Here is a 21,485-nt window from a genome sequence, read left to right on the forward strand (position 1 = left end):
CCGGATCATGCTCTAGACCGCCGGCAACTGGAAGGAGAACGTGGCGCCCCCGTCCGGTTCGTTGACCGCGGACAGCTCGCCGCCGTGCTCGCGCACGATCCCGTAGCTGATCCACAGGCCGAGCCCGGTGCCTTCACCGACCTGCTTGGTGGTGAAGAACGGCTCGAAAATATGGTTGATGTGATCCTCGAGGATGCCCGGTCCGTTGTCGGAGATCCTGACCAGGATCTCGTTGCCCTTGCGCGCGGCCGAGACGACCAGCCGCGGTGACGCCGTGCTCCGCATCGCATCGATGGCGTTCTCGACGAGATTGACGATCACCTGGTGCAGCTGCCCCTCGTTGCCGGATATCCACAGTTCGGGCTCGACCTCGATCTGCACGTCCAGGCGCACGTTCTTGGTGCGGACGGCCCACAGCACGGCCGTGTTGATCAGCCGCTCGATGTTGACGCGCTCGAACTCGCCGAGCCGGCTGAAGGAGAGCCGGCGCAGGTTCTTCACGATCTCGCTGATCCGGACGGCGCCTTCCATGGTGCCTTCGATCAGCGGGCCGAAATCCTCCAGGATGTCGTCGACGCGAAGGCGCTTTCTCAACGCCGCGAGGTCGTCGGCCCCCGCGTCTCCATGAATGGCATCGAGATAGGCCACAATCGCCGTGCGATAGCGCGTCAGGGTGTGGATGTTGCCGTAGACGAAACTGATCGGATTGTTCAGCTCATGGGCGACGCCTGCAACGAGGCGGCCGAGGCTCGCCATCTTCTCCTGCTCGACCAGCTGCCGCTGCGCGCGCTGAAGCTCGTGATGAGCCTTGTGCAGAGCCTCATACGCACGCCGAAGCTCGCCGATCGGCCGTCCGGTCAGAACCACGCCGATGAAGCGTCCGCGGTGGTCGTGCCGGGGCGAGCTGTTGATCGCAAACAGGTCCGAACTGCCGCCATCGGCCGAAAACCTGAGCTCGCCGTCCACCACGTCGGATGTCCCGCGCGGCTTCAGCAGCCACGCCAGCTTGGTGAAGTCCGCGGCGTCGATGATGTCGGCCATCTTCTTGCCGACGATCTCGTCATGGCCACGGCCGAGCGTGCGCTGGAACGCGGAATTGACCTGCTGAACCGACCCCTTCGCGTCGCAGACGATGAGGATGTCGGAGACGGACTCGATGACGTTGGTGACGAAGGCCTGCGCTTCTTCCAGCTCCGCGTTCTTGTGCTCGAGATCGACCTCATAGCGCAGCAGGTCGGAGTAGACCTCGTCCATCTTGCGGATGACTTCGATCCAGGCGCCTTCGCGCTCGCGATCGAACTCGATCGCGCCGCCGCTGGTGACCAGCTTGAGCAGCGAATCCGTCTCGCTCGCGTCAGGAGAATGCGTCGCCTTTGGCATTTTTTCTCAGATCATACCTGGACAGCTTGTTCCTGAGTCCGACCCGTGACAGGCCCAGCTCGCTGGCGACACGGCTGATATTTCCGTCGTACCTCTCCAGATAGGTCATGATAACCGACTTCTCGAGATCCTCCACCTTGTCCTTGAGGGAGGCCGATCCATTCAGCTTGCCGTGCGACGGGACCGGCGCGGACCGCTTGCCATTGCGGCGCCCAAGCAGCGGTGGGGCACGCAGCTCGTCCTGGTCGGCAAGGACCGCCATGCGCTGGATCTCGTTCTGGAGCTCGCGCACGTTGCCCGGCCAATGATATTTGGCGAACTCATCCAGCGCCGAACGCGCAAAGCGCAGGCTCGGCCGGTTGAACGAGATCTTGACCGCCGACAGCACGCCCTCCGCGATCAGCGGGATGTCCATCGGACGCTCGCGCAATGCCGGCATGTGCACCGGGAACGCAGCGAGACGGTAATACAGGTCGCGCCGGAAGCGGCCGGCTTCGACCTCGGCCTCGAGGTCGCGGTTGGTCGCCGCCACCACGCGCACGTCGACCTTGCGCACGCGCTGCGCGCCGAGCGGCCGGATCTCGCTCTCCTGCAGCACGCGCAGCAGCTTGACCTGGAACGCCGGCGAGGTCTCGCCGATCTCGTCGAGGAAGATCGTGCCGCCGTCGGCGACCTCGAACAGGCCGATGCGATCCTGGTAGGCGCCGGTGAAGGCGCCCTTCTTGCAGCCGAACAGCTCGCTCTCCAGCAGCTCGTCCGGCAGGGCGCCGCAGTTCTCGACCACGAACGCCTTGCCGGCCCTGGCCGAGCCGTAATGGATGGCGCGCGCCAGCAGCTCCTTGCCGGTGCCGGATTCGCCGGTGATCAGAACCGAGATGTCGTAGTCGGCGGCGCGCCGGCCAAGCTCGATCACGCCGTGCATCGGGCTTTCCGCCGAATGCACGATGCGGTCGAAGTCGTAGAGCTGCTTGGCCACGCCGCGCTTGACCGAAACCACCTTCTTGATGTGACCCGACGTCGCCTTGACGTCGACGCCGGCGGTCTCCGTCTCCTTCTGCAAGCGATAGAGCTGGACCGCCTCCTTGACGGTCTCGACCAGCTGGTCCGGCTGCCAGGGCTTTGTGATGTACTGATAGATGCCGGCCTCGTTCAGGCCTGCGATGATGTCCTCGGAGTCGGAATAGCCCGAGATGATCATCCGCACCGGATCCGGCCAGAGCTCGCGCACGCGCTTCAAGAAGCTCACGCCGGATTCGTGCGGCATCCGCTGGTCACAGAGGATCGCGTGGACGATCTCCCCCTCCAGCAGCTTCTCCGCGTCGGCCGCATTGCCGACGCAGAGCACCTCGAAATCCTCCCTCAGCACGCGCCGCAGCGCTTCCTGCGAGCGCACTTCGTCGTCGACGACAAGAACGGTCCCCTGAGCGCTCATGACGGCACCGCCATGGCAACGGGCCGCTCGGCCACCCGCCTTGACCGGTGGCTGGCGATGGTCAAGGGCGTGCGCGATTTCGGCACCTTGTGAATGAAGTTGTAGCGCGCGACGTGATAGCTCGGATCGAAGCCGTAGAAATTCTGCTTCATCCGCCGCAGCTCCTCGTCGCGGTAGGCCTGCAAGGGTTTTGCGGCTTCATCCGTCGCGCGCCGCTGCTGCTTGCCGGCAAGGCGCGCGGCAAGGCCGGCATCCGACGCCATGGCGGCGCCGCGCTCAACGAGGCTTGCGTCCGCCAGCTCCGCGCCTGACAGCACGCGATCGACGATGCCGAGACGCCGGGCTTCCGCCACGCCCATCGGCAGGCGGCATTGCGTGATCCGGGTCGCGTTCGCAGCCCCGGCGCGCCGTGGCAGCAGATAGGTCCAGTATTCCGATCCGTAGAGATTGCCCATGTCCTTGTAATGCGGATTGAGCACGATCTGGTCGCTGGCCCAGACCTCGTCGGCGGCGAGGCTGAGGAACACGCCGCCCGCACCGGCGTTGCCGCGGAGGACCGAGACGACCAGGCGGTCGGTGGTCTCGATGATCGCGCGGGCGAGATCGTCGATGGCATTGATGTTGCGCCAGGACTCATCGGCCGCGCTTTCGGCCGCCTCGATCTCGGCGAGGTGAATGCCGTTCGACCAATAGTCGCAGCCACCGGTCAGCAGCAGCACCCTGGTCGGGCGCGCCAGTGCAGCGCGATAGGCGGCGAGCAAGGCCTCGCAGTCGGCGCTGCTCATCGCGCCGTTGTAGAAGGAGAACGCGAGCTCGCCGACCTCGCCGTGCTCGCGATATCGGATCGGAGCGTAACCGCAACCGGGCCGGTGCGGCAGGTAGGCCGCCTCAGCCACGAAGACCTTTGCCGCCGGCAGCTTCAGGCTTTTCGGCGCGATCCGCCGGACATGGCCGATCCAGACCGCGCCATCGACCGTGGCGCGCGCCAGCGCGCCGTCGCATTGGGCCACGACGGTGCCGGGCACGCCGGAAATGTCGTGCGCCTCATGCGCGTCGAACAGCCTGACGTCCTGAAAGAACAGGCTGTCGGCGAGCCCCGGCATGCCGTCGGCGCTGTCGATCTTGCGCAGGACGGTCGCCGTCGTGTCGTGCTGCCAGTCGATGGTCCGGTCCGCCTGCCGGCAAGGTCCGCGCACGCGAATGCGCGGATCGTCGCTGCGCATCGGCTGCGGAGCCGCGCGTCCGGATTCGATCGCCGCGATGGCGTCGAGCACCGCCGCGACCGCGCAAGACGTCACCTCGTTGCGATAGATGCTGGACTTGGGTGCGCGCCGCATCGGGAAGGTGCGGAACGCCCAGACCGGGCCGGCGTCGAACTCGCCATCCGCCTCGAGCACCGTGACGCCCCACGCGCCGGCCCCCTCCAGGATCGCCCAGTCGAGCGCGGCCGGTCCGCGGTCGCCGGGCGGGCCGGGATGGACGATCAGGCAGCGCACGCTCTGCCAGACATCATCAGGGATCGCCCGCTTCAGGAACGGCGCAATCACCAGATCCGGCCGATAGAGCGCCACGCTCTCGCGCGTGACGTCGGCATGGATGTCGAGCTCGACCGAGACCTCGTGGCCACGCTCACGCAGCTCGACATGCAGCCGCTGCGTCAGGCTGTTGAAGGAATGCGATAGCAGCAGGATGCGCATCGTGGGCCTCAGCAAATCCTCGGTAGTTGCTCGCCGGAGAGCCAGTCGACGATCCGCCCGCCGCCAAAGCTCGTCGCCATCTGCACGAAGTGGTGATCGTCGGCTACGGCCTCGCCGATATCGGCGGCATCGTGGCCGAGCGGATGCGCGCGCATCGCCGCGAGCACGGTGTCCGCAACCTCCGGCGATACGATCGCCACCAGCTTGCCTTCATTGGCGACGTAGAGCGGATCGAGGCCAAGCAGCTCGCAGGCCGCCGCGACACCCGGCTTCACCGGGATCGCCTCCTCCTGCAAGCCGAAGCCGAGGCCCGATTGCTGCGCGACCTCGTTCAGCGTGGCGGCAAGCCCGCCGCGGGTCGGATCGCGCATCAGCCGGATCCCCTTGCCGCCGGCGGCGACCATCTTCGCCACGAGATCGTGCAGCGAGGCCGAATCCGAGACGATCTCGGTCTCGAAGGCGAGATTCTGCCGCTTCGACATGATGGCGACGCCGTGATCGCCGAGCGTGCCGGAGATCAGCACGCGATCGCCGACACGAGCCTTCTCGGCCGACAGGTCGAGCCCGTCGGGCACGACGCCGACGCCAGCGGTGGAGATGAACAGGCCGTCGGCCTTGCCGCGCTCGACCACCTTGGTGTCGCCGGTGATGATATGGACGCCGGCAGCGCGCGCGGCTTCACCCATCGCGTCCGCAATCGTCTTGAGGTCGGAGAAGCGGAAGCCTTCCTCGATGATGAAGCTTGCGGAGAGGTACAGCGGCCGAGCGCCGGCCATGGCGATGTCGTTGACGGTGCCGTGCACGGCGAGCGAGCCGATATTGCCGCCGGGGAAGAACAGCGGCGAGACAACATAGCCGTCGGTGGTCATCACCATGCGTCCGGCCGGCACGTCGAAGGCCGACTGGTCGTTGCCGCGCGCCAGCCATTCATTGCCGAAGGCCTCGTGGAACAGACCCGAGATCAGCTGCGCCATGGCGCGGCCGCCGGAGCCGTGGGAGAGATCGACGCAGCCGTTCCTGATATCGAGCTTGCGCTGATAGGACTTCATGACGCCCGCCTCTGCTGATGATCGCGGAAGCGGCCATAGGTCCAGTGCGCGGCGCAGGCGCCTTCCGAGGAGACCATGCACGACCCCATCGGCGTCTCGGGCGTGCACACCGTTCCGAACAGCTTGCAGTCGACCGGCTTCTTCACCCCGCGCAGGATGGCGCCGCATTCGCAGGCGGGATTGTCGTCGACCCGCAGCTCGTTCATCCCGAAGCGGATTTCGGCGTCGTATCTGGCGTAACTACGCTTCAGCTTCAGCCCGCTATAGGGCACCTGGCCGAGCCCGCGCCATTCGAACTGGTCGCGCAGCTCGAAGATGTCGGAGACCTCTTCCTTGGCGCGCAGATTGCCGTCGCGGGTGACGGCACGGCTGTACTGATTCTCGACCTCGTGCCTGTGCTCGTTGACCTGGCGGACCAGCATCAGGATCGCCTGCATCATGTCGAGCGGCTCGAAGCCGGAGATCACGACCGGCTTGCCGAATTCCTCCGCAAAGAACTCGTACGGCGCCGTGCCGATGATGGTCGAGACATGTGCCGGCCCGACGAAACCGTCGATCTCGACTCGGCCGATGCTGCGGATGTCCGGGCTCTCCAGGATGTTCTGCATCGCCGGCGGGGTCAGCACGTGGTTGCAGAACACGCTGAAGTTCTCGAGCTGCTTCTTCTCGGCGAGGCGGATCATGACCGCCGTCGGCGGCGTAGAGGTCTCGAAGCCGATGGCGAAGAACACGACCTCGCGCGCCGGGTTCTCGTCCGCGATCCTGACCGCATCGATGGTGGAGTAGACCATGCGGATGTCGGCACCGCGCGCCTTCGCCTTCAACAGCGAGGCGCCCTGCGAGCCCGGCACCCGCATCAAATCGCCGTAGACGCACAGGATGATGTCGGGCCGCATCGCGAGCCGGATCGCCATGTCGATGCGCCCGGCGGGCAGCACGCAGACCGGGCAGCCCGGCCCATGGATCATCCGCACGTTCTTCGGCAGCATGTCCTCGAGGCCATAGCGCGAGATCGCGTGGGTGTGGCCGCCGCAAAACTCCATGAAGCGATAGGATCTCTGCGGATCGGCCTCGGCGCGGATCGCCTTCGACAGTCCCAGTGCGATCTCCTTGTCGCGAAACTCGTCGGCGTATTTCATGGCACGGCTCCCTGTCCCCCGGCGCTGAGCTCGCGCAACAACTCCAGTGTCCGCCGCGCTTCCTCGGGATCGATCCTGGTCAAGGCATAGCCGACATGGATGATGACATAGTCGCCGACCGCGAGATCCTCGATCAGGGCGACGGAAATCTCCTTGCTGACGCCGTCGATGGAGACGACGGCCATCTCGTCAGGCAGGAGTCTTGTGACCTCCGCGGGTATGGCGAGACACATCAGGCAGTTCCTTCCAGGCCTTGGTGTTCGAGGAGTTGAAGGGCGGCGACCCAGGCCTGCCCCAGGCTGAGGCCGCCATCATTGGGCGGCAGCTGGCGGGGCAGCAGCGGCGTGAGGCCGGCAGTGATGCAGCCGCGCTCGATCTCAGCGCTGATGATCGCGTTAAGCAAGCAGCCGCCGCTCAAGGCGACGGTCGTGATCCCGGTCTGGCGCGCCGCGCGGACGATCCAGTCGACACAGGCGGCGGCAAACGTGCCGTGGAAGAGCTCGGCACCGTCGACCGGATCGGGGCCATTGGCGAGACGTCCAAGCAGCGGGACAAGCGAGAGCACGCCCTTCTCGATCGCCCAGCCGCCCGCCTCGACGCGCGGCCGGCGAACCAGCGCTTCCAGCTTCATCGCGGCCTCGCCCTCGTAGCTCTGCACCGCCTGGACCTCGAGAAGTCCGGCCACTGCGTCGAACAGCCGGCCGGCGCTGGTCGTCGTCGGCAGGTCGCGCTGGTCGAGCAAGGCGGAGAGGCGCGCCGCCTGCGGCTGCGCCGCAAAGCGGCATGCAATGTCGGCGCCGCGCCGCAAATCATGCAGCACGCTCGCGGCCATCCGCCACGGCTCGCGCGCGGCGCGGTCGCCGCCGGGCATCCTGAGCGGAGCGAGATGACCGAGCCGCCGGAAGCGCGCGCCCTCGCAGGCGAGCAGCTCGCCACCCCAATTGCCGCCATCGCTGCCATGGCCGAAGCCGTCGAGCACCAGCGCCAGCGCCGGTCCCTCGAAACCATGTTCGGCCATCACGGAGGCCGCATGGGCGTGGTGATGCTGGACGGCGATCAGCCGTTTTCCGCTCGCTTCGGCAAAGCGGGTGGAAGCCATGTTCGGATGCAGATCATGGGCGACGACGACGGGATCGACGTCCAGCGTCGAGAGCAGATGCCGTACCGTCTCCTCGAAGAAGCGGACGCCTTCGGCGGTGTCGAGATCGCCGATGTGCTGGGAGACGAAGGCCTCGTTGCCGCGCGTCACCGTCACGGTCGATTTCAGGGCGCCGCCGACGCTGAGGACCGGCGGGACGGATCGCGCGAGGCGCACCGGGTCGGGAACATAGCCGCGGGCACGCCGGATGAATTGCGTCCGGCCCGCGACGACCGATGCGACGGAATCGTCGGCGCGGGTGACGATGTCGCGGTCATGGGTGACGATGAGGTCGGCGATGCCGGCAAGGCGCCGCTCGGCCTCGCCATTGTCGATCAGGAGCGGCTCGCCACCGGGATTGGCGCTGGTCGCAACGATGACCCAGCTCTCGCCGCTGCGGGGATGGGTAGATTGCAGGGCATGGAAGATCAGGTGATGCAGCGGGCTGACCGGCAGCATGATGCCAATTCGCGTCAGTTTTGGCGCGATCGCGGGCGCGAGGCGCCGGCGCGAATTCATCAGCACGATCGGCCGCGCCGTCGTCTCGAGCAAGGCAAGCTCGGCAGCACTGGCCTCGGCGATCTCGGCAACGACGTCCTTCGAACCGATCATCACGGCAAACGGCTTCTGGTCGCGATGCTTGCGTTGCCGCAGCCGCGCGACGGCCTCATCATCGCGGGCATCGCAGAGCAGCTGGTAGCCGCCGAGGCCCTTGATCGCCACGATGCTGCCCGCGGCGATCGCAGCCGCGATCTCCGCGATGTCATGGCTGAGCCGCGGGCCACATTGCGGGCAGGCGATCGCCTCGGCATGGAAACGGCGGCTTGCCGGATCGGCATAGTCGGCGGCGCAGGCCGCGCACATGGCGAAGCGCTTCATCGCGGTCGCGGCGCGATCATAGGGCAGCCGCTCGGCGATGGTGTAGCGCGGACCGCAATGGGTGCAGTTGACGAAGGGATAGAGGTGGAAGCGGCTCGCCGGATCGAACAGCTCGCCCAGGCAGTCCGAGCAGGTCGCAGCGTCCGCGACGATCCGGGTCGACACCCTGCCCTGCTCGCTGGCGCGGATGCAGAACGCGCCGCTCGCGACGGCGCCGATCGGCTGCACTGAAATCTGGTCGATGCGCGCCAGCGGCGGCTTCTCCAGCGGCAGGGCTGTGACGAAGTCGGAGGTGCGGTCGCCTTCGATCTCGATGACGACGCCGTGCGGATCGTTGGCGACGAAACCGCCAAGGCGGTAGCGTGTGGCGAGACCATAGACGTAGGGACGAAAGCCGACGCCCTGCACGGCACCGCGCACGTGCAGGCGCAGCCTCTTGCCGTCTCGTGCCGTGGCCTCGCCGCCCATCATCCCTGTGCCACCATTCCGGTCTGCTTCAGCTTCGCCCAGCGCTTGCGGATCCAGGCATAGAAGGCCGAAAATCCTTCGCCCGTACGCGCCGACACCGTCAGCACCTCTATCTCAGGATTGACCCGCCGCGCATACTCGACAGTCCTGGCGAGATCGAAATCAAGCACCGGCGCGAGATCGATCTTGTTGATCAGCATCAAGGATGAGGCTGCGAACATGTCGGGGTATTTGAGCGGCTTGTCCTCGCCCTCGGTGGTCGAGAACACCACGATCTTGCAGGCCTCGCCGAGGTCGAACGCGGCGGGACAAACCAGATTTCCGACATTCTCGATGAAGAGGAGGCCGCCGTTCAGCCAGGGCAGTCGGTCGTAGGCCTCACCGACCATGGCCGCATCGAGATGACAGCCCTTGCCGGTGTTGACCTGGATCGCCGCGACGCCGGTGGCACGGATGCGCTCGGCGTCGTTGGAGGTCTGCTGGTCGCCCTCGATGACGCCGACCGGGAAACTGTCCTTCAATTCCGACACGGCGCGGACCAGCAGAGAGGTCTTTCCGGCGCCGGGGCTCGACACAAGGTTGAAGGCAAGCACCTCGTCGGCGCGGAAGCGGGCGCGATTGGCGGTGGCCAGGCTGTCGTTCTTGCCGAGAATGTCGCGCTCGACCTGGATGATGCGGTCGCTGCTCAGGCCGGCAATCGTCTGCCCGGCCGGGTTGGCGCCGCGATCGAGCAGGCCGGCGTCCGCCGGCGCATGATCATGGACCGCGCCATGGTGATGTCCGTGGCCGTGATGGTGGTGATGCCCGTCGTGAGCATGGTCGTGATCATGGTGATGCCCGTCGTGCCCATGATGATGATCATGCGCATGTTCGATGGACGTCTTGCCGTCGCTACAGCCACAGACCGTGCACATCAATCGACCTCCAGTTCTCTCACACGCATCTCTTCGCCGCCGGTCACCTGCAATTGATGGCTGCCGCAGGACGGACACGGCTCGTAACGCTGCCTGATCTCGACGCTACTCGAGCAGGCCATGCACCAGGCTGTCCCCGGCGTCTCGATGATCTCGAGCCTTGCGCCTTGCGCGATGGTCCGCGCGGCAACGGCCTCGAAGCAGAACTGCAACGCTTCCGGCGCGACATGGCTGAGCACGCCGATCTCGAGACACACCACCTTCACCTTCGAGAACGAGCGCTTGCGCGCCTCGTCCTCCACGATCCCGATGATGCCCTCGCACAGCGCCATTTCATGCATGGCCGGCCTCGCGGAAGCTGAGATTGAAGCCGACGCATGGATCGAAGGAATCGACCAGCGCGCGCACCGCATCCTGTCCCCGCCGCCCGGGCGCGGGCACCGCGCCCTTGAGGCTGCGGACCAGCGGCCCGCGCGCATGAAAATTCCATTCGGTCGGCGCCAGGAATTCGAAGCGGGCGATGCGATCCCCCGGATCGAGCTCGACGGCGTGATAGAGCCGGCCGCGCGCGCATTCGACCGCGGCCGCGCCCTTGCCACTGCCGAGACGATACGCCGCGACGAGGCCGTCGTCGCGATCCTGCTCGTCGTCCTCGAGCCAGGCGCAGAGCCGAACCACCTCGGCAATCCGCGCCTTGAGACGCTCGGCAGGGCCCGCGCCCGGCGGCAGGACCGGCTGCCGCCTGCGGGCCCAGACACCGGTCTCGGGAATCCGGCCATGGAGTTCGGGCGCATCGGAATAGTGCGCGCCGTCACGCAACAGCCGCGTGACGATTTCGAGATCGTCAGCCGCCGTCAGAAATGACTGCTCGGCCGTCGGCGACGACAATGCCTCACCGTCGAGGTCGGCGAGATACGCTGCGAGCATGCTGCCGGGCGCCGGATCTTCGCCCGCAATCCCAAGCTCGCGGAGAGCGGACTTGATCTGAAGCACCGCCTCGCGCCGCGGCGAGTCCGGCCCGGCCTCGTCGACGCCGCCGCAGAGCACCGCACCCGCCTGCATCATGGCGCGCACGGACGCGGCTCGCGCACCATCGAGCGGGAGCCGCCCGATGAACAGGCTTCGCAACAATTCCGTCAGCCGCTCCGCAATGACGGCCGTGACGCGGCGGCGCACCGTCGTGAGCGCAGCATCTTCGCCGCGCGCGGCTTCGACCGCCGAGAGATACGCCACCTGGTGCGCCGCCGAGCAAAGCGAGAACAACCGCGGCAGCACCGCGAGCAGCGAGGCCGCCTGCTTTCCCGCAAACAGACGCGTCAATGGCGGCCGGCTGCGCGGCTCGACCTTGACGTCGGCGATCGCACCGCCCGAGAGCAGCACCGTGATGGCGATCTCGTTGCGGAAGGCCAGGTTCATCCGCCCCGCTCCGTCAGAACGCCACGCAGAAAATTGCGCCGGTCGATCGCAGGCGTCGCGGGGGCGCGGCGGCGAACCGCTTCCTCGCTGTCGGCCGGCAGCATCAGCTCGGCTAGCGCGGCTTCCGCCGTCGCAAGCGCCGCTGGCATGTCGGCGAAGGCGAACATCGGCGAGAACAGCGAGCAGCTCGCAATGCGGCCCACGGGCGCGACCTCGCCGAGCGCGAACTCGATGTCGCCGGCGGGCAGACGGACGCGCAGGCTTGCGCCCATGGCATCCCGCGCCACCTGGTCTGCCGGCATCACCACATTCATGAACCACGGCGTGACCATGATGCCGACGATCTGCCCATTGAACACACAAAAACCGACCGCCTCGACGCCGAGCGCATCGTTGTAGATCGGCAGGTCGCGCATCGCCCGATCGCCGATCTCGCGATAGGCATCGGCCAGCCGTCCGCCCCATGCAGCCGCATCGGCGTCGGTCGGCAGCCTATGCGCCTCGCCCGTCATGACTCGATCGCCATGAATTTGGCTTTGGGGGCGTCGCAGTTCGGACAGTGCCAGTCCTCCGGCAGCGCGGCAAACGGCGTGCCGGGCGCGATCTGCGCGACCTCGTCGCCGTCCACGGGATCATAGACGGTCCAGCAGATGCCGCATTCCAGCCGCGTGACCTCGGTGACATCCTGGCGCACGCCGAAATTCTCGAATCCGCTCATTTGAAGTAGGCCTCGATGATTTCCTTGAGGCGCTCGGCCGAGTCTTCGAAATCCTCGTCCGCCGCGATCGCGACCGTGGGCACGCCGCCGACCTCGAGCGTATCGAGGATGATGGTGTCCATGGCGTTGAAGAACTGCACCGACCAGACGTTGCGGATTCCGGTCGCGAGCACACGGCAGGTGCCGTAGCCGCGCGAGACGAGCTGGATCGGCCCGTTCCCGATCGTCTGCTGCAGGAAGCTCATGTCGATGGGACTCATCGGCAGCAGCGTGAAATTGATGATCTGCGAGCGGGCGCCGGGCCGCCAGGCCAGCGCACGCTCGCGGATCTCCGCGAGCACCGGCAGCACGTTCATGGCGCCTTCCGGCGGCTGCCCGATCTCGAAATCGGCGGATGTCAGATCGGCGGCCGCGCGCTTCACGATCTCGGGGATGGCGCCGACCTCGAGATATTCGTGATGGCCGTCGGTCTCGATCCTGACGCGCCAGAGACCGGCGAGCACCGATTCCTGGATCTGCGCCAGCGAGCCGTCCGGCAGCGCGACGACGCCGGCCACCTCGCCCTCGCCGAGCACGTCGGCGATCAGCCGTCGCTCGAGATCGTTGAGATTGCCGAGCCGGAACAGCTGCGTCGGCGCATCGGCCTTCTGCCCGGCGATCACATCCGCCACCTTCGACAGCAGCTCCACCGCATTCGGGCAACTCCTGGCGAGCTCGGCGCTGTCGAGCGTGGCGAGTTTGGCCAGGGCGCCGGCGGCGGTCAGGCTGCCGCTCGCGGCATTCAGACTCTCCTCGCCGATCGGAAACACGCTGATCGGCTGCTCGGCACCTTCCGGCGCAGTCCAGAAACCGGCTTTCATAATTCGACACCCTGTCCGCGATGCTGGGGAATGATGGTGGCCGCGACGGCCGCGCTCTGACCGCGCGGTCGGTCGATCAGCTTGGTGATGCGATCGATATAGACCGACCAGTCCTGGATCTTGGCGATCAGCCCGAGCGTCTCGCCCTTGGCGACGAAGATCAGCGTCGGCTGCACGCGCACGCCAAATCGCTGGCCGAGCTCGGCCTCGGCCGCGCGCGCGATCACCGCACCACGCAGCCGTCCCTGGAAGGCGTCGATCAGCTCCGGCAGCACCACCGCAACGTCGATGGCCTCCGGGAAGCGCTTGGGATCGCCCGCCGACAACAGCACCGCGATGGCGCCGGCTCCGTCGACCGCGCGGAGAAACCCATCGACCGTTGCGGCATCGATCTCGGGCAGGCCGCGCCGCGCCAGATCCTGCCTTCCCTCCTGGAATTCCATCAGACCTCCCCTGACAAGCTTATGATTCTGCTCGGATTAGAGGTTAGCAAGGCACGTGCCAGGATCGACTATCGCCTTTCCGGATTTATCTCATTGATCTGGATCAGTTATTTTCGGACACGGGTGGCAAGGCAAGTTTCAATGCAAACATACTTTCCATATCGAGCGCGAACTATCTTTGCAGATAGAAAGTTAGCTTCCAGCCGCGTCGCGGCGCCCGCAAGCCCGATGCGAGTCCTGATGTCGTAGCGCTTGATGGGGGCGGCTGTAGCCGGCCTAATCGAGCCGAAGGTGCTCGGGGAGCTGCGGCTCGCGGTCGATGAGGTCGGCGAAGAAGCGGTCGCAATCCTCGCCGTTGAGTGCCGCGCCGAGGCCTTCGATCGCATCCGCGATCAGGCGCGCCTCCTCCTCATCGAGCATCCGGATCGCGGTGTCGATATAGACCAGCACCTTGGCGCCGACCGGAGGATTGGACAGCAGCAGCATGGAGACGCGACGCTGCTCGCCGCGGAATTCGCAGAGGGCGGAGACACCATCCGTCTCGACAATCGTCATCGGCAGGCCGAGGCACATCGCGATACTCTCCCACGGCGATCAGGCCGGCCGCATCTCGTAGCTGAGATGATCGATGTCGTTGGTGAGCAGCCGCTCGGAGGCCGGCAACGGCTCGCTGCGCGGGGTCACCGCGACGCCCCAGCCGGCCAGCACCTCGCAGGCAAGTTCAATCGCCGGCGCGATCTGATCGCGCACCGGCTGCGTCAGCGGCCCGCCCCAGTCCTCCAGATCGAGCGGCTGACAGCCGATCAGCGCCAGATGCTTCGGGCAGCGGCCGAGCAGGTCGGCCGCGGAGATCACCTCCTGGAAACCGGTCTGGTGCAGGCTCATCTTCTTGGCGCCGGTGAAACGCGGCACCTCGTCATCGCGCACGAGCTTCAAGCGTCCCGGCTCGAGCCCGTAATCGATCGCGTCGAACACGATCAGACAGTCAGCCTCCTCGAGATAGTTGACGAGATAGAGACCCTGAGTGCCGCCGTCGAGGATGGTGACGTTGTCGGGCACGGTGTAGCGGCGGTGGAATTCCTCCACCGCGCGCACGCCAAAGCCTTCGTCGGCCCACAGGATGTTGCCGATGCCGAGCACCAGGGTGCGGTTGTTTGGCGAGGATGTCGGCATCGGTCTCACTTCTCTTTTTCAGTCGCGGAACTGCCGCTCGCCGGAGACCATCGAGGAGATGATGCTCTGGCGCGACATGATGTCTTCGCGGATCGCGGCGTAGATGTGCACCAGCACGAACATCACCAGCGCCCACATGCCGAGATGATGCCAGGTGTGCACATCCTGGCTGTTCGGCCAGATCGCGAACACCCAGCCGAACAGCTTGTGCTGCCAGCTGTCGATCCCGGTGCCCTCCGAATAGAGCGCAAAGCCGGTGACGATCATAAAGGCCACGAACAACGTGAAGCCCGTGAACATCGCGGTCTGCGCCAGCGGATTGTGGCCGACATACATCTTCGGCTCGCGCTCCAGGAACGCGTACCAGCGGATCTCGTGCAGGACCTCCTTCCAGAACTGCGCGCGATGCACGGGAATGTAGAAGATCTGCCGCGAATGGTGGTTGCCGACGAAGGCCCACAGGATGCGGGCGAGGAAGAACACCGCCAGCACCTGCCCCGCCGCGAAATGGGCAAAGCGGATATAGCCCATCACGAAGTTGTCGGAGGCCTCCCCGGCGACCGTCGGCAATGGCGTGCCGATCAGATAGCCGGTCACCATCAGGACCAGGATCGAGACCGCATTCACCCAATGGCAGATCCGCACCGGCGCCTCGTAGACGTAGACGGTGGGCCGGCCCACCGCCTGTTCTCCGGCGGCGTCGGCGGCGATCGCCGTCAGGTCGGGCTTGGCTTCGGAGGTTGGAGCAACTGCATCCATCATGGTTTCGCCTCCCTATCTGACCTTGACGGTCGCCATCTCCTGGCCGTCCGGGCTCATCACATGGGTCGAGCAAGCCAGGCACGGGTCGAAGGAGTGGATGGTGCGCAGGATCTCGAGCGGCTGCTCCGGATTCGCCATCGGCGTATCCATCAGCGAGGCCTCGAAGGCGCCGATATTGCCCTTGGGATCCCGCGGCGAGCCGTTCCATGTGGTCGGCACCACGCACTGGTAATTGTCGATCTTGGTCTCCTTGATCTTGATCCAGTGCGCGAGTGCGCCGCGCGGCGCCTCGGTGAAGCCGTAGCCCTTGGCTTCCTTCGGCCAGCTCTCCGGCTTCCACTTCTCGACATTGGCGGTGGAGCTGTCGCCGGCCTTGATGCGCGCCACCAGCTTGTCCTGGAAGTAGCGCATCTGGTGCGCGGCCCATTCGCATTCCAGCGCGCGCGCGGCGGTGCGCCCGAGCGTGGAGAACAGGGCGGACACCGGCAGGCCGAGCGTCTTGAGCAGCTTCTCGGTCGGCTCCTTGAACTCGGGCTTGTTCTGGGCGTAGCCGATGATGTAGCGCGCGAGCGGCCCGACCTCGACGGCGTTGCCGCGCCAGCGCGGCGCCTTGATCCAGGAGTACTTGCCGCCCTCGTCGAGCTCCTTGATGTCGGTCTTGGTGCCCTTGGCGTTGGGACCGAGCACGTAGTTCGGCTCGGTGACGCCGTCCCAGGGATGCAATCCCTTGGACTCGTCGGGGTATTTGTACCAGGAGTGCGTGACGAACTCCTGAATCTGCTCGGGATCGCCGTGATCGATCGGCAGCACCTCGTTGAGATTGCCGTTGAGGATCACGCCGCGCGGAAGCTTCAGGCTCTTCGCCGAGTAATCGTTGGCCGTCTCGGGGATGTCGCCATAGGACATCACGCTCTTGCCGGACAGGCCGCCGCCATAGAGCCAGTCCTTGTAGAACGAGCCGATCGCGACGACATCGGGCAGATACACCTTCTCGGTGAATTCGATGCAGCGGTCGATGATCGAGGAGACGAGGTTGAGCCGCTCCATGTTGATGGCGCCGACCGCACCGGTGCCGTCGACGTTGATGGCGCAGGGCACGCCGCCGACCAGCCAGTTCGGATGCGGGTTCTTGCCGCCGTAGATGGTGTGGACCTTGACGATCTCCTTCTGGAAATCGAGCGCCTCGAGATAATGCGCGACCGCCATCAGATTGGCTTCGGGCGGCAGCTTGTAGGCGGCATGGCCCCAATAGCCGTTCTTGAACGGACCGAGCTGGCCGGACTCGACGAACTTGGTGAGCCGGATCTGCAGGTCCTTGAAATAACCCGGCGAGGACAACGGCCAGGACGAGATCGACTGCGCCAGCACCGAGGTCGCCTTCGGATCGGCCTTGAGCGCCGAGACGATGTCGACCCAGTCCAGCGCATGCAGGTGATAGAAGTGCACGAGGTGATCGTGCACCTGCAGGCAAAGCTGCATGATGTTGCGGATCGAGTTGGCGTTGTCCGGAATGGTGATGGAAAGCGCGTTCTCGACCGCGCGCACCGAGGTGAGCGCGTGCGTTCCCGTGCAGACGCCGCAGATCCGCTCCGTAAACGCCCAGGCATCGCGCGGATCGCGACCCTTCAGAATGGTCTCGATACCACGCCACATCGTGCCGGTGGAGACCGCGTTGCGGATCACGTTGTCGGAGTCGACATTGACCTCGACGCGAAGGTGACCTTCGATCCGGGTGAGCGGATCGACGACCACGCGCTTGCCGGAATTGTCGAGCTTGAACCCGTTAGGTGTCTGGATGCCCATCGTTCGCGCTTCCTGAAATCGATTAATGATCTTGCTTGGCGTCTTCGCGCTTGCTGGCGAGGCGCTTCACCGCCGTCACCGCCGCATGCGCCGCGACCGCGGCCCCGACGGCGCCGGCCGCCGCCATGCCGATCTGGTCCGCGTTCTTCTCGATGCCGAATTGCTTGATGTTGGTGAGGCGGTCGTAGAACGAGCCCTTGTCCCAGAAGCCGTCCTCCGAGCAGCCGATGCAGCCATGGCCCGACTGGATCGGGAAGGACACGCCGCCGTTCCAGCGTACCGTCGAGCAGGCGTTGTAGGTGGTCGGACCCTTGCAGCCCATCTTGTAGAGGCAATAGCCCTTGCGCGCGGCCTCGTCGTCCCACTCCTCGACGAACTGGCCGGCATCGAAATGCGGGCGCCGGTAGCACTTGTCGTGGATGCGCTGCGAGTAGAACATCTTCGGCCGGCCCTGGCGGTCGAGCTCTGGCAATTTGCCGAAGGTGGTGATGAAGGTGACGACGCCGGTCATGACTTCCGCGATCGGCGGACAGCCCGGCACCTTGATGATCGGCTTGTTGGTGATGACCTTGTCGATCGGGGTCGCCTGGGTCGGATTGGGCTTGGCCGCCTGCACGCAGCCCCAGGAGGCGCAGGCGCCCCAGGCGATGATCGCCATGGCGTCCTCGGCCATCACCTTCAGCTTCTCGACGAACGGCTTGCCGCCGTCGATGCAGAACATGCCGCCCTCGTTCAGCGGCGGATTGCCTTCGACCGCAAGAACGTATTGTCCCTTGTACTTGGCGCGGGTCTCCTCGAGGATCGCTTCGGCCTGGTGACCGGCGGCGGCCATGATGGTGTCATCGTAGTCGAGCGAGATCATCGACAGCACGGCATCCTTCACCAGCGGATGCGCGGAGCGGATGAAGCTCTCCGAGCAGCAGGTGCATTCGAGGCCGTGCATCCAGATAACGGGCACGCGCGGCTTGGTCTCGAGCGCATTCGCAATGCGGCTCGCCGCCAGCGGGCCGAGCCCGAGGCTCGTCGCCGTCAGGCTGCAGAATTTGTGAAAGCTTCGACGCGTGATCCCTTGCCGTCTGATCACGCTGTAAAACGTCTCCGTCGCCGCGCCCATGAATCCTCCCGTCTTCGGCTTTGACTTTTCGATGCCGAAGGACAGCAAGAAGCAGGCCAACAGCCTGGAGTGATTCAAAAGTGGAGAAATTCCAAAACGTTGCGCGTTTGAATTTCTCAAATGAGCGGTACGCGAGGTGCCGAGCGCGCGAGAAGCGGAAACAATTCGATTTGCAGGCGGCAACAAAGTTTCCGGATCTATTTTTCCTCCCTCTCCCCGTTCTTACGGGGATGCGACGAGCTTCGCTCGCGCTGAGAGGGTCGGGGTGCGAGGGCCGCCTCCGCGCGGAAGGTGAGAGTTTGGCTCGCGGAGAGTCCCCCTCACGCGGCGCTTCGCGCCGACCTCCCCCCGCAAGCGGCAGGGCAATCGCATATGAAGGCAATTTCCCTGTGGCCATCCTTCGAGACGCCCGCCGTTGGCGGGCCCTCAGGATGAGGACGGAATGCGCAGTAGCAGTTTCAACGAGCACCGATGCCACTTAGCCTCATCCTGAGGGGACCGCGAAGCGGTCGTCTCGAAGGACGAGGCGTGCACTCAGGGCGCACAAAATGCCATTGCCCTGCCGCAAGCGGGGAGAGGTGAAGAGCTAATGCGCGGTGCACACCATGCAGGGATCGAACGAGCGGACGATATGCTGGATCGCGACGGCACGCGGTCCGGCATCGCCGACATCGGTACCGACCAGCGCCTGCTCCAGGGGGCCGCCGACGTCGAAGGAATCGCGCGGCGAGAAATTCCAGGTGGTGGGCGCGATGATCTGGTAGCGCTCGATCTTGCCGCCGCGCACCGCCATCCAGTGCCCGAGACTGCCGCGCGCGGCCTCGACCAGCCCGACGTAAGCGCCGTCGGGCATCGCCTGCGAAGGATTGCAGAACGGCTCCGACAGCTTCAACGCACGCGTCCACTGCTCCATCGCGAGCGCGATGCGCGCGAGCTCGATCAGTCGCGCGATCACGCGGTTGCGAACGTTGGTGCCGCTCGCCCTGACGAGGTCATTGATCAGCGGCTGCCCTGCCACCGTCTGGCGCGCGATCGCGCCGACCTCGATCGGCTGGCCGGACAGCCGCGGCGCCTTGCACCAGCTATAGGCGCTCACCTTGTCCGGATCCGGCACCGTGGTGCTGTGCGCGGGATCGGCGGATGAATCCCGCATCCAGGCGTGCGAGACGTCCTCGGTGATCTGCGCCAGCGGCAGCGGCTCGATCATGGCGCGTGGCCCGAACAGGCCGCGCGGAAACAACTCGGCCTCGGCGCCATGATAGGCGCCATAGCTCATCAGCAGCCCCGGTCCCTTGCCGAGCTCGCTCAGGGACAGCGCGTCCGCGAGCCGGAGGAAGTGCGCGAAATCGCCGCCGCGGCCGTCCCGCCAGCGATCGAGCTCTTCGGCGGTCGAGATCGACAAGACGTTGTCCAGCGTATCCGCGAAGACAATGCGCTCCAGGAACGAGCGGAAGGCTGCAGCGATCGAGAACAGCCGCACGCGCTCGCCAAGATCGATCGCCCGCGTCGTGCCGCCGGGCTGGAATGCCAGGCTGTGCGGCCATTTGCCGGCTATGATGCCCATGGTCTCGAGCAGCCGCGCCCGCGCCGGCAGGGCATCGCGCGCGGCACTGCCGCGCGTCGCCGCAAAACGCTCGCGGGTCGCCTCGTGCCAGGGGTGCGCAGCATAGGCCTCGCGGGCGAAGTCCGGCATGAAGAAGATGTAGAAATGCGTGAGGTGGTCGGCCGCATTCTCGGCCGCGTGCGCGATGTTGGTGGCGAGCAGCCCGTTCGGCGCGGCTTCGATTCCCATGGCGTGGCGAAGCGCGACTGCAGCCGCCACCGACTGCGAGACCGAGCAGATGCCGCAGATCCGCGGCGCGAGCGCCAGCGCATCGAGCGGCGGCCGCCCTTCCAGGATCTGCTCGAAGCCGCGATAGAGCGGCGCGGTGACCTCGGCCCGCGCGACGCGGCCGCCCTCGACGTCGAGCCGCACCTCGAGATCGCCTTCGACGCGGTTGAACGGGCCGATCGTGATCCGGGTCATGGGGTGCGCTTGCCTGTCGGACGGCCGGGCGGCACGACCACGTGATCGGCGGTCGCGTTCAGCCGCACGCGCCGCGGCGTTGCCGATTTCGACAAGGCGGCCAGCGCCACGAACCAGGCTTTCGGCATATCGGTCGGCAGGCCGACGGGGATGCCGGCAAGCTTGGCGGTCTCCAGGAAATTCTGCGCGCCCTCGAAGCCCGGCGAGGTGCAGGCGATGCAGGCATAGCCGCCCTTGGTGCAGGAGCCACCGCCGTTCCACGAGCGCTGGTTGCAGTCGCCGACCGCCTGCGTCGCCTTGCAGCCGAGATGCTCCATCAGGCAGCCGCGCTCGGACATCGTCTCGGCGCTGGCCTTGAACTCGTAGAACTCGTTGCGCGAGCAGCCGTGATGGGCGAGATGGTTGGCGATGAATTTCGGCCGCCCGTAACCATCGAGATCGGTCGCGGACAGGTCTTTGGCCGTCAGTGCCAAAATGGTTTCCATCATCCAGCCCGGATGCGGCGCGCAGCCGGCAATGTTGATCACCGGCAGGCCGAGCCGGGAGCGGAAGCCGGCACCGAGCGCGCCGCCGGACTCGGCGCCCTCGAATTGCAGGCCGACCGCGTCGGTCGGATTAATGCCCGCCGCCGGCACGCCGCCATAGGCCGCGCAGCTTCCGACCGCGACCACATAGTCCGCCCGCGGCGCGAGATCGAGCATCCAGCGATAGACCGAGCGGCCGGTGCCCGCGAGCATGTTGAAGCGGCCGCTGTCGTTCGGGCCGCGCGCGACGGAGCCTTCGAGCAGCAGCAGATCGAGCGGCACCTCGCCGTCCAGCACCGATTGCAGCACCTCGACCGCTTCCTCGCCGGTCTCCTCACTGACCGAGGGATGCCACAAGAGATTGATGCCGAACTGCCTGAGCTCGTCGAACCAGCCGGAGGCGCCGCTTTCCAGGATCGACATGGTGCAGCCGCCGCAGCTTGCGCCCTGCAGCCAAAGCACGTTGGTCATCCCATCCGATCGGCTCATGGCTCCTCCTGAAGGCTCCGATCCCAAAGCCCCCGAGCATCGGCCGCTCCTAGCACAAGAG

General features: G+C 66.1%; 21 protein-coding genes. All 21 read right to left on the reverse strand.

Translation table 11 applies throughout. The features are described from left to right. Positions 1-12: 12 nt before the first annotated feature. The 21 genes from GGD63_RS22045 to GGD63_RS22145 all read right to left on the reverse strand — a co-directional run bounded on the left by GGD63_RS22045 (position 13) and on the right by GGD63_RS22145 (position 21,424). Entirely contained in the window at positions 13-1,380 is a 1,368-nt protein-coding gene (locus GGD63_RS22045) for a sensor histidine kinase (RefSeq protein WP_183245253.1), read from the reverse strand. After that, positions 1,355-2,812, reverse strand: coding sequence for a sigma-54 dependent transcriptional regulator (locus GGD63_RS22050; protein WP_183245254.1), 1,458 nt, complete (start codon positions 2,810-2,812; stop codon positions 1,355-1,357). Before GGD63_RS22050 ends, GGD63_RS22045 begins: the two co-directional genes overlap by 26 nt. After that, positions 2,809-4,509 carry a hydrogenase maturation protein gene (locus tag GGD63_RS22055; protein ID WP_183245255.1) on the reverse strand — a complete coding sequence of 567 codons (1,701 nt, stop codon included), beginning with the start codon at positions 4,507-4,509 and terminating at the stop codon, positions 2,809-2,811. The genes GGD63_RS22050 and GGD63_RS22055 overlap by 4 nt, the downstream gene beginning before the upstream one ends. Before the next feature lie 8 nt (positions 4,510-4,517). Continuing rightward, on the reverse strand, positions 4,518-5,558 hold the full coding sequence (hypE, locus tag GGD63_RS22060; protein WP_183245256.1) for a hydrogenase expression/formation protein HypE: 1,041 nt from the start codon (positions 5,556-5,558) through the stop codon (positions 4,518-4,520). Next, positions 5,555-6,697 (reverse strand): hydrogenase formation protein HypD, encoded by a 1,143-nt coding sequence (gene hypD, locus GGD63_RS22065; protein WP_183245257.1) that lies wholly within the window; start codon positions 6,695-6,697, stop codon positions 5,555-5,557. The genes hypE and hypD overlap by 4 nt, the downstream gene beginning before the upstream one ends. Next, positions 6,694-6,930, reverse strand: coding sequence for a HypC/HybG/HupF family hydrogenase formation chaperone (locus GGD63_RS22070; protein ID WP_183245258.1), 237 nt, complete (start codon positions 6,928-6,930; stop codon positions 6,694-6,696). The genes hypD and GGD63_RS22070 overlap by 4 nt, the downstream gene beginning before the upstream one ends. Next, positions 6,930-9,182, reverse strand: coding sequence for a carbamoyltransferase HypF (gene hypF / locus GGD63_RS22075; RefSeq protein WP_183245455.1), 2,253 nt, complete (start codon positions 9,180-9,182; stop codon positions 6,930-6,932). The genes GGD63_RS22070 and hypF overlap by 1 nt, the downstream gene beginning before the upstream one ends. Beyond that, positions 9,182-10,096: a hydrogenase nickel incorporation protein HypB gene (hypB, locus tag GGD63_RS22080; protein ID WP_183245259.1), complete on the reverse strand. Its 915-nt coding sequence runs from the start codon at positions 10,094-10,096 to the stop codon at positions 9,182-9,184. Before hypB ends, hypF begins: the two co-directional genes overlap by 1 nt. After that, positions 10,096-10,437 carry a hydrogenase maturation nickel metallochaperone HypA gene (gene hypA / locus GGD63_RS22085; protein ID WP_183245260.1) on the reverse strand — a complete coding sequence of 114 codons (342 nt, stop codon included), beginning with the start codon at positions 10,435-10,437 and terminating at the stop codon, positions 10,096-10,098. Before hypA ends, hypB begins: the two co-directional genes overlap by 1 nt. Beyond that, positions 10,430-11,512, reverse strand: a complete 1,083-nt coding sequence (locus GGD63_RS22090) for a hypothetical protein (RefSeq protein WP_183245261.1) — start codon at positions 11,510-11,512, stop codon at positions 10,430-10,432. Before GGD63_RS22090 ends, hypA begins: the two co-directional genes overlap by 8 nt. After that, on the reverse strand, positions 11,509-12,024 hold the full coding sequence (hybE, locus tag GGD63_RS22095) for a [NiFe]-hydrogenase assembly chaperone HybE (protein WP_183245262.1): 516 nt from the start codon (positions 12,022-12,024) through the stop codon (positions 11,509-11,511). Before hybE ends, GGD63_RS22090 begins: the two co-directional genes overlap by 4 nt. After that, complete coding sequence (locus GGD63_RS22100; RefSeq protein WP_183245263.1) at positions 12,021-12,230, reverse strand: rubredoxin; 210 nt, start codon at positions 12,228-12,230, stop codon at positions 12,021-12,023. The genes hybE and GGD63_RS22100 overlap by 4 nt, the downstream gene beginning before the upstream one ends. Next, positions 12,227-13,090 carry a hydrogenase expression/formation protein gene (locus GGD63_RS22105; RefSeq protein WP_183245264.1) on the reverse strand — a complete coding sequence of 288 codons (864 nt, stop codon included), beginning with the start codon at positions 13,088-13,090 and terminating at the stop codon, positions 12,227-12,229. Before GGD63_RS22105 ends, GGD63_RS22100 begins: the two co-directional genes overlap by 4 nt. Next, on the reverse strand, positions 13,087-13,533 hold the full coding sequence (locus GGD63_RS22110) for a hydrogenase accessory protein (RefSeq protein ID WP_183245265.1): 447 nt from the start codon (positions 13,531-13,533) through the stop codon (positions 13,087-13,089). The genes GGD63_RS22105 and GGD63_RS22110 overlap by 4 nt, the downstream gene beginning before the upstream one ends. A 276-nt stretch (positions 13,534-13,809) precedes the next feature. Further along, positions 13,810-14,106, reverse strand: coding sequence for a HypC/HybG/HupF family hydrogenase formation chaperone (locus tag GGD63_RS22115; RefSeq protein ID WP_183245266.1), 297 nt, complete (start codon positions 14,104-14,106; stop codon positions 13,810-13,812). 21 nt (positions 14,107-14,127) lie between these two features. Continuing rightward, the gene (locus GGD63_RS22120; protein ID WP_183245267.1) at positions 14,128-14,706 is read right to left on the reverse strand and encodes a HyaD/HybD family hydrogenase maturation endopeptidase; all 579 of its coding nucleotides are present in this window, start codon (positions 14,704-14,706) and stop codon (positions 14,128-14,130) included. Between the two features lie 18 nt (positions 14,707-14,724). Beyond that, positions 14,725-15,468 (reverse strand): Ni/Fe-hydrogenase, b-type cytochrome subunit, encoded by a 744-nt coding sequence (gene cybH, locus GGD63_RS22125; RefSeq protein ID WP_183245268.1) that lies wholly within the window; start codon positions 15,466-15,468, stop codon positions 14,725-14,727. A 12-nt stretch (positions 15,469-15,480) separates the two neighbouring features. Further along, complete coding sequence (locus GGD63_RS22130; protein WP_183245269.1) at positions 15,481-17,271, reverse strand: nickel-dependent hydrogenase large subunit; 1,791 nt, start codon at positions 17,269-17,271, stop codon at positions 15,481-15,483. 22 nt (positions 17,272-17,293) lie between these two features. After that, entirely contained in the window at positions 17,294-18,385 is a 1,092-nt protein-coding gene (locus GGD63_RS22135) for a hydrogenase small subunit (protein WP_183245270.1), read from the reverse strand. A gap of 586 nt (positions 18,386-18,971) precedes the next feature. Continuing rightward, complete coding sequence (locus tag GGD63_RS22140; RefSeq protein ID WP_183245271.1) at positions 18,972-20,411, reverse strand: nickel-dependent hydrogenase large subunit; 1,440 nt, start codon at positions 20,409-20,411, stop codon at positions 18,972-18,974. Next, positions 20,408-21,424, reverse strand: coding sequence for a HupU protein (locus tag GGD63_RS22145; RefSeq protein WP_183245272.1), 1,017 nt, complete (start codon positions 21,422-21,424; stop codon positions 20,408-20,410). The genes GGD63_RS22140 and GGD63_RS22145 overlap by 4 nt, the downstream gene beginning before the upstream one ends. Positions 21,425-21,485 lie beyond the last annotated feature (61 nt).

Origin of the sequence: Bradyrhizobium sp. cir1 (assembly GCF_014198245.1) — a bacterium.
In the GTDB taxonomy this organism is placed as follows: domain Bacteria; phylum Pseudomonadota; class Alphaproteobacteria; order Rhizobiales; family Xanthobacteraceae; genus Bradyrhizobium.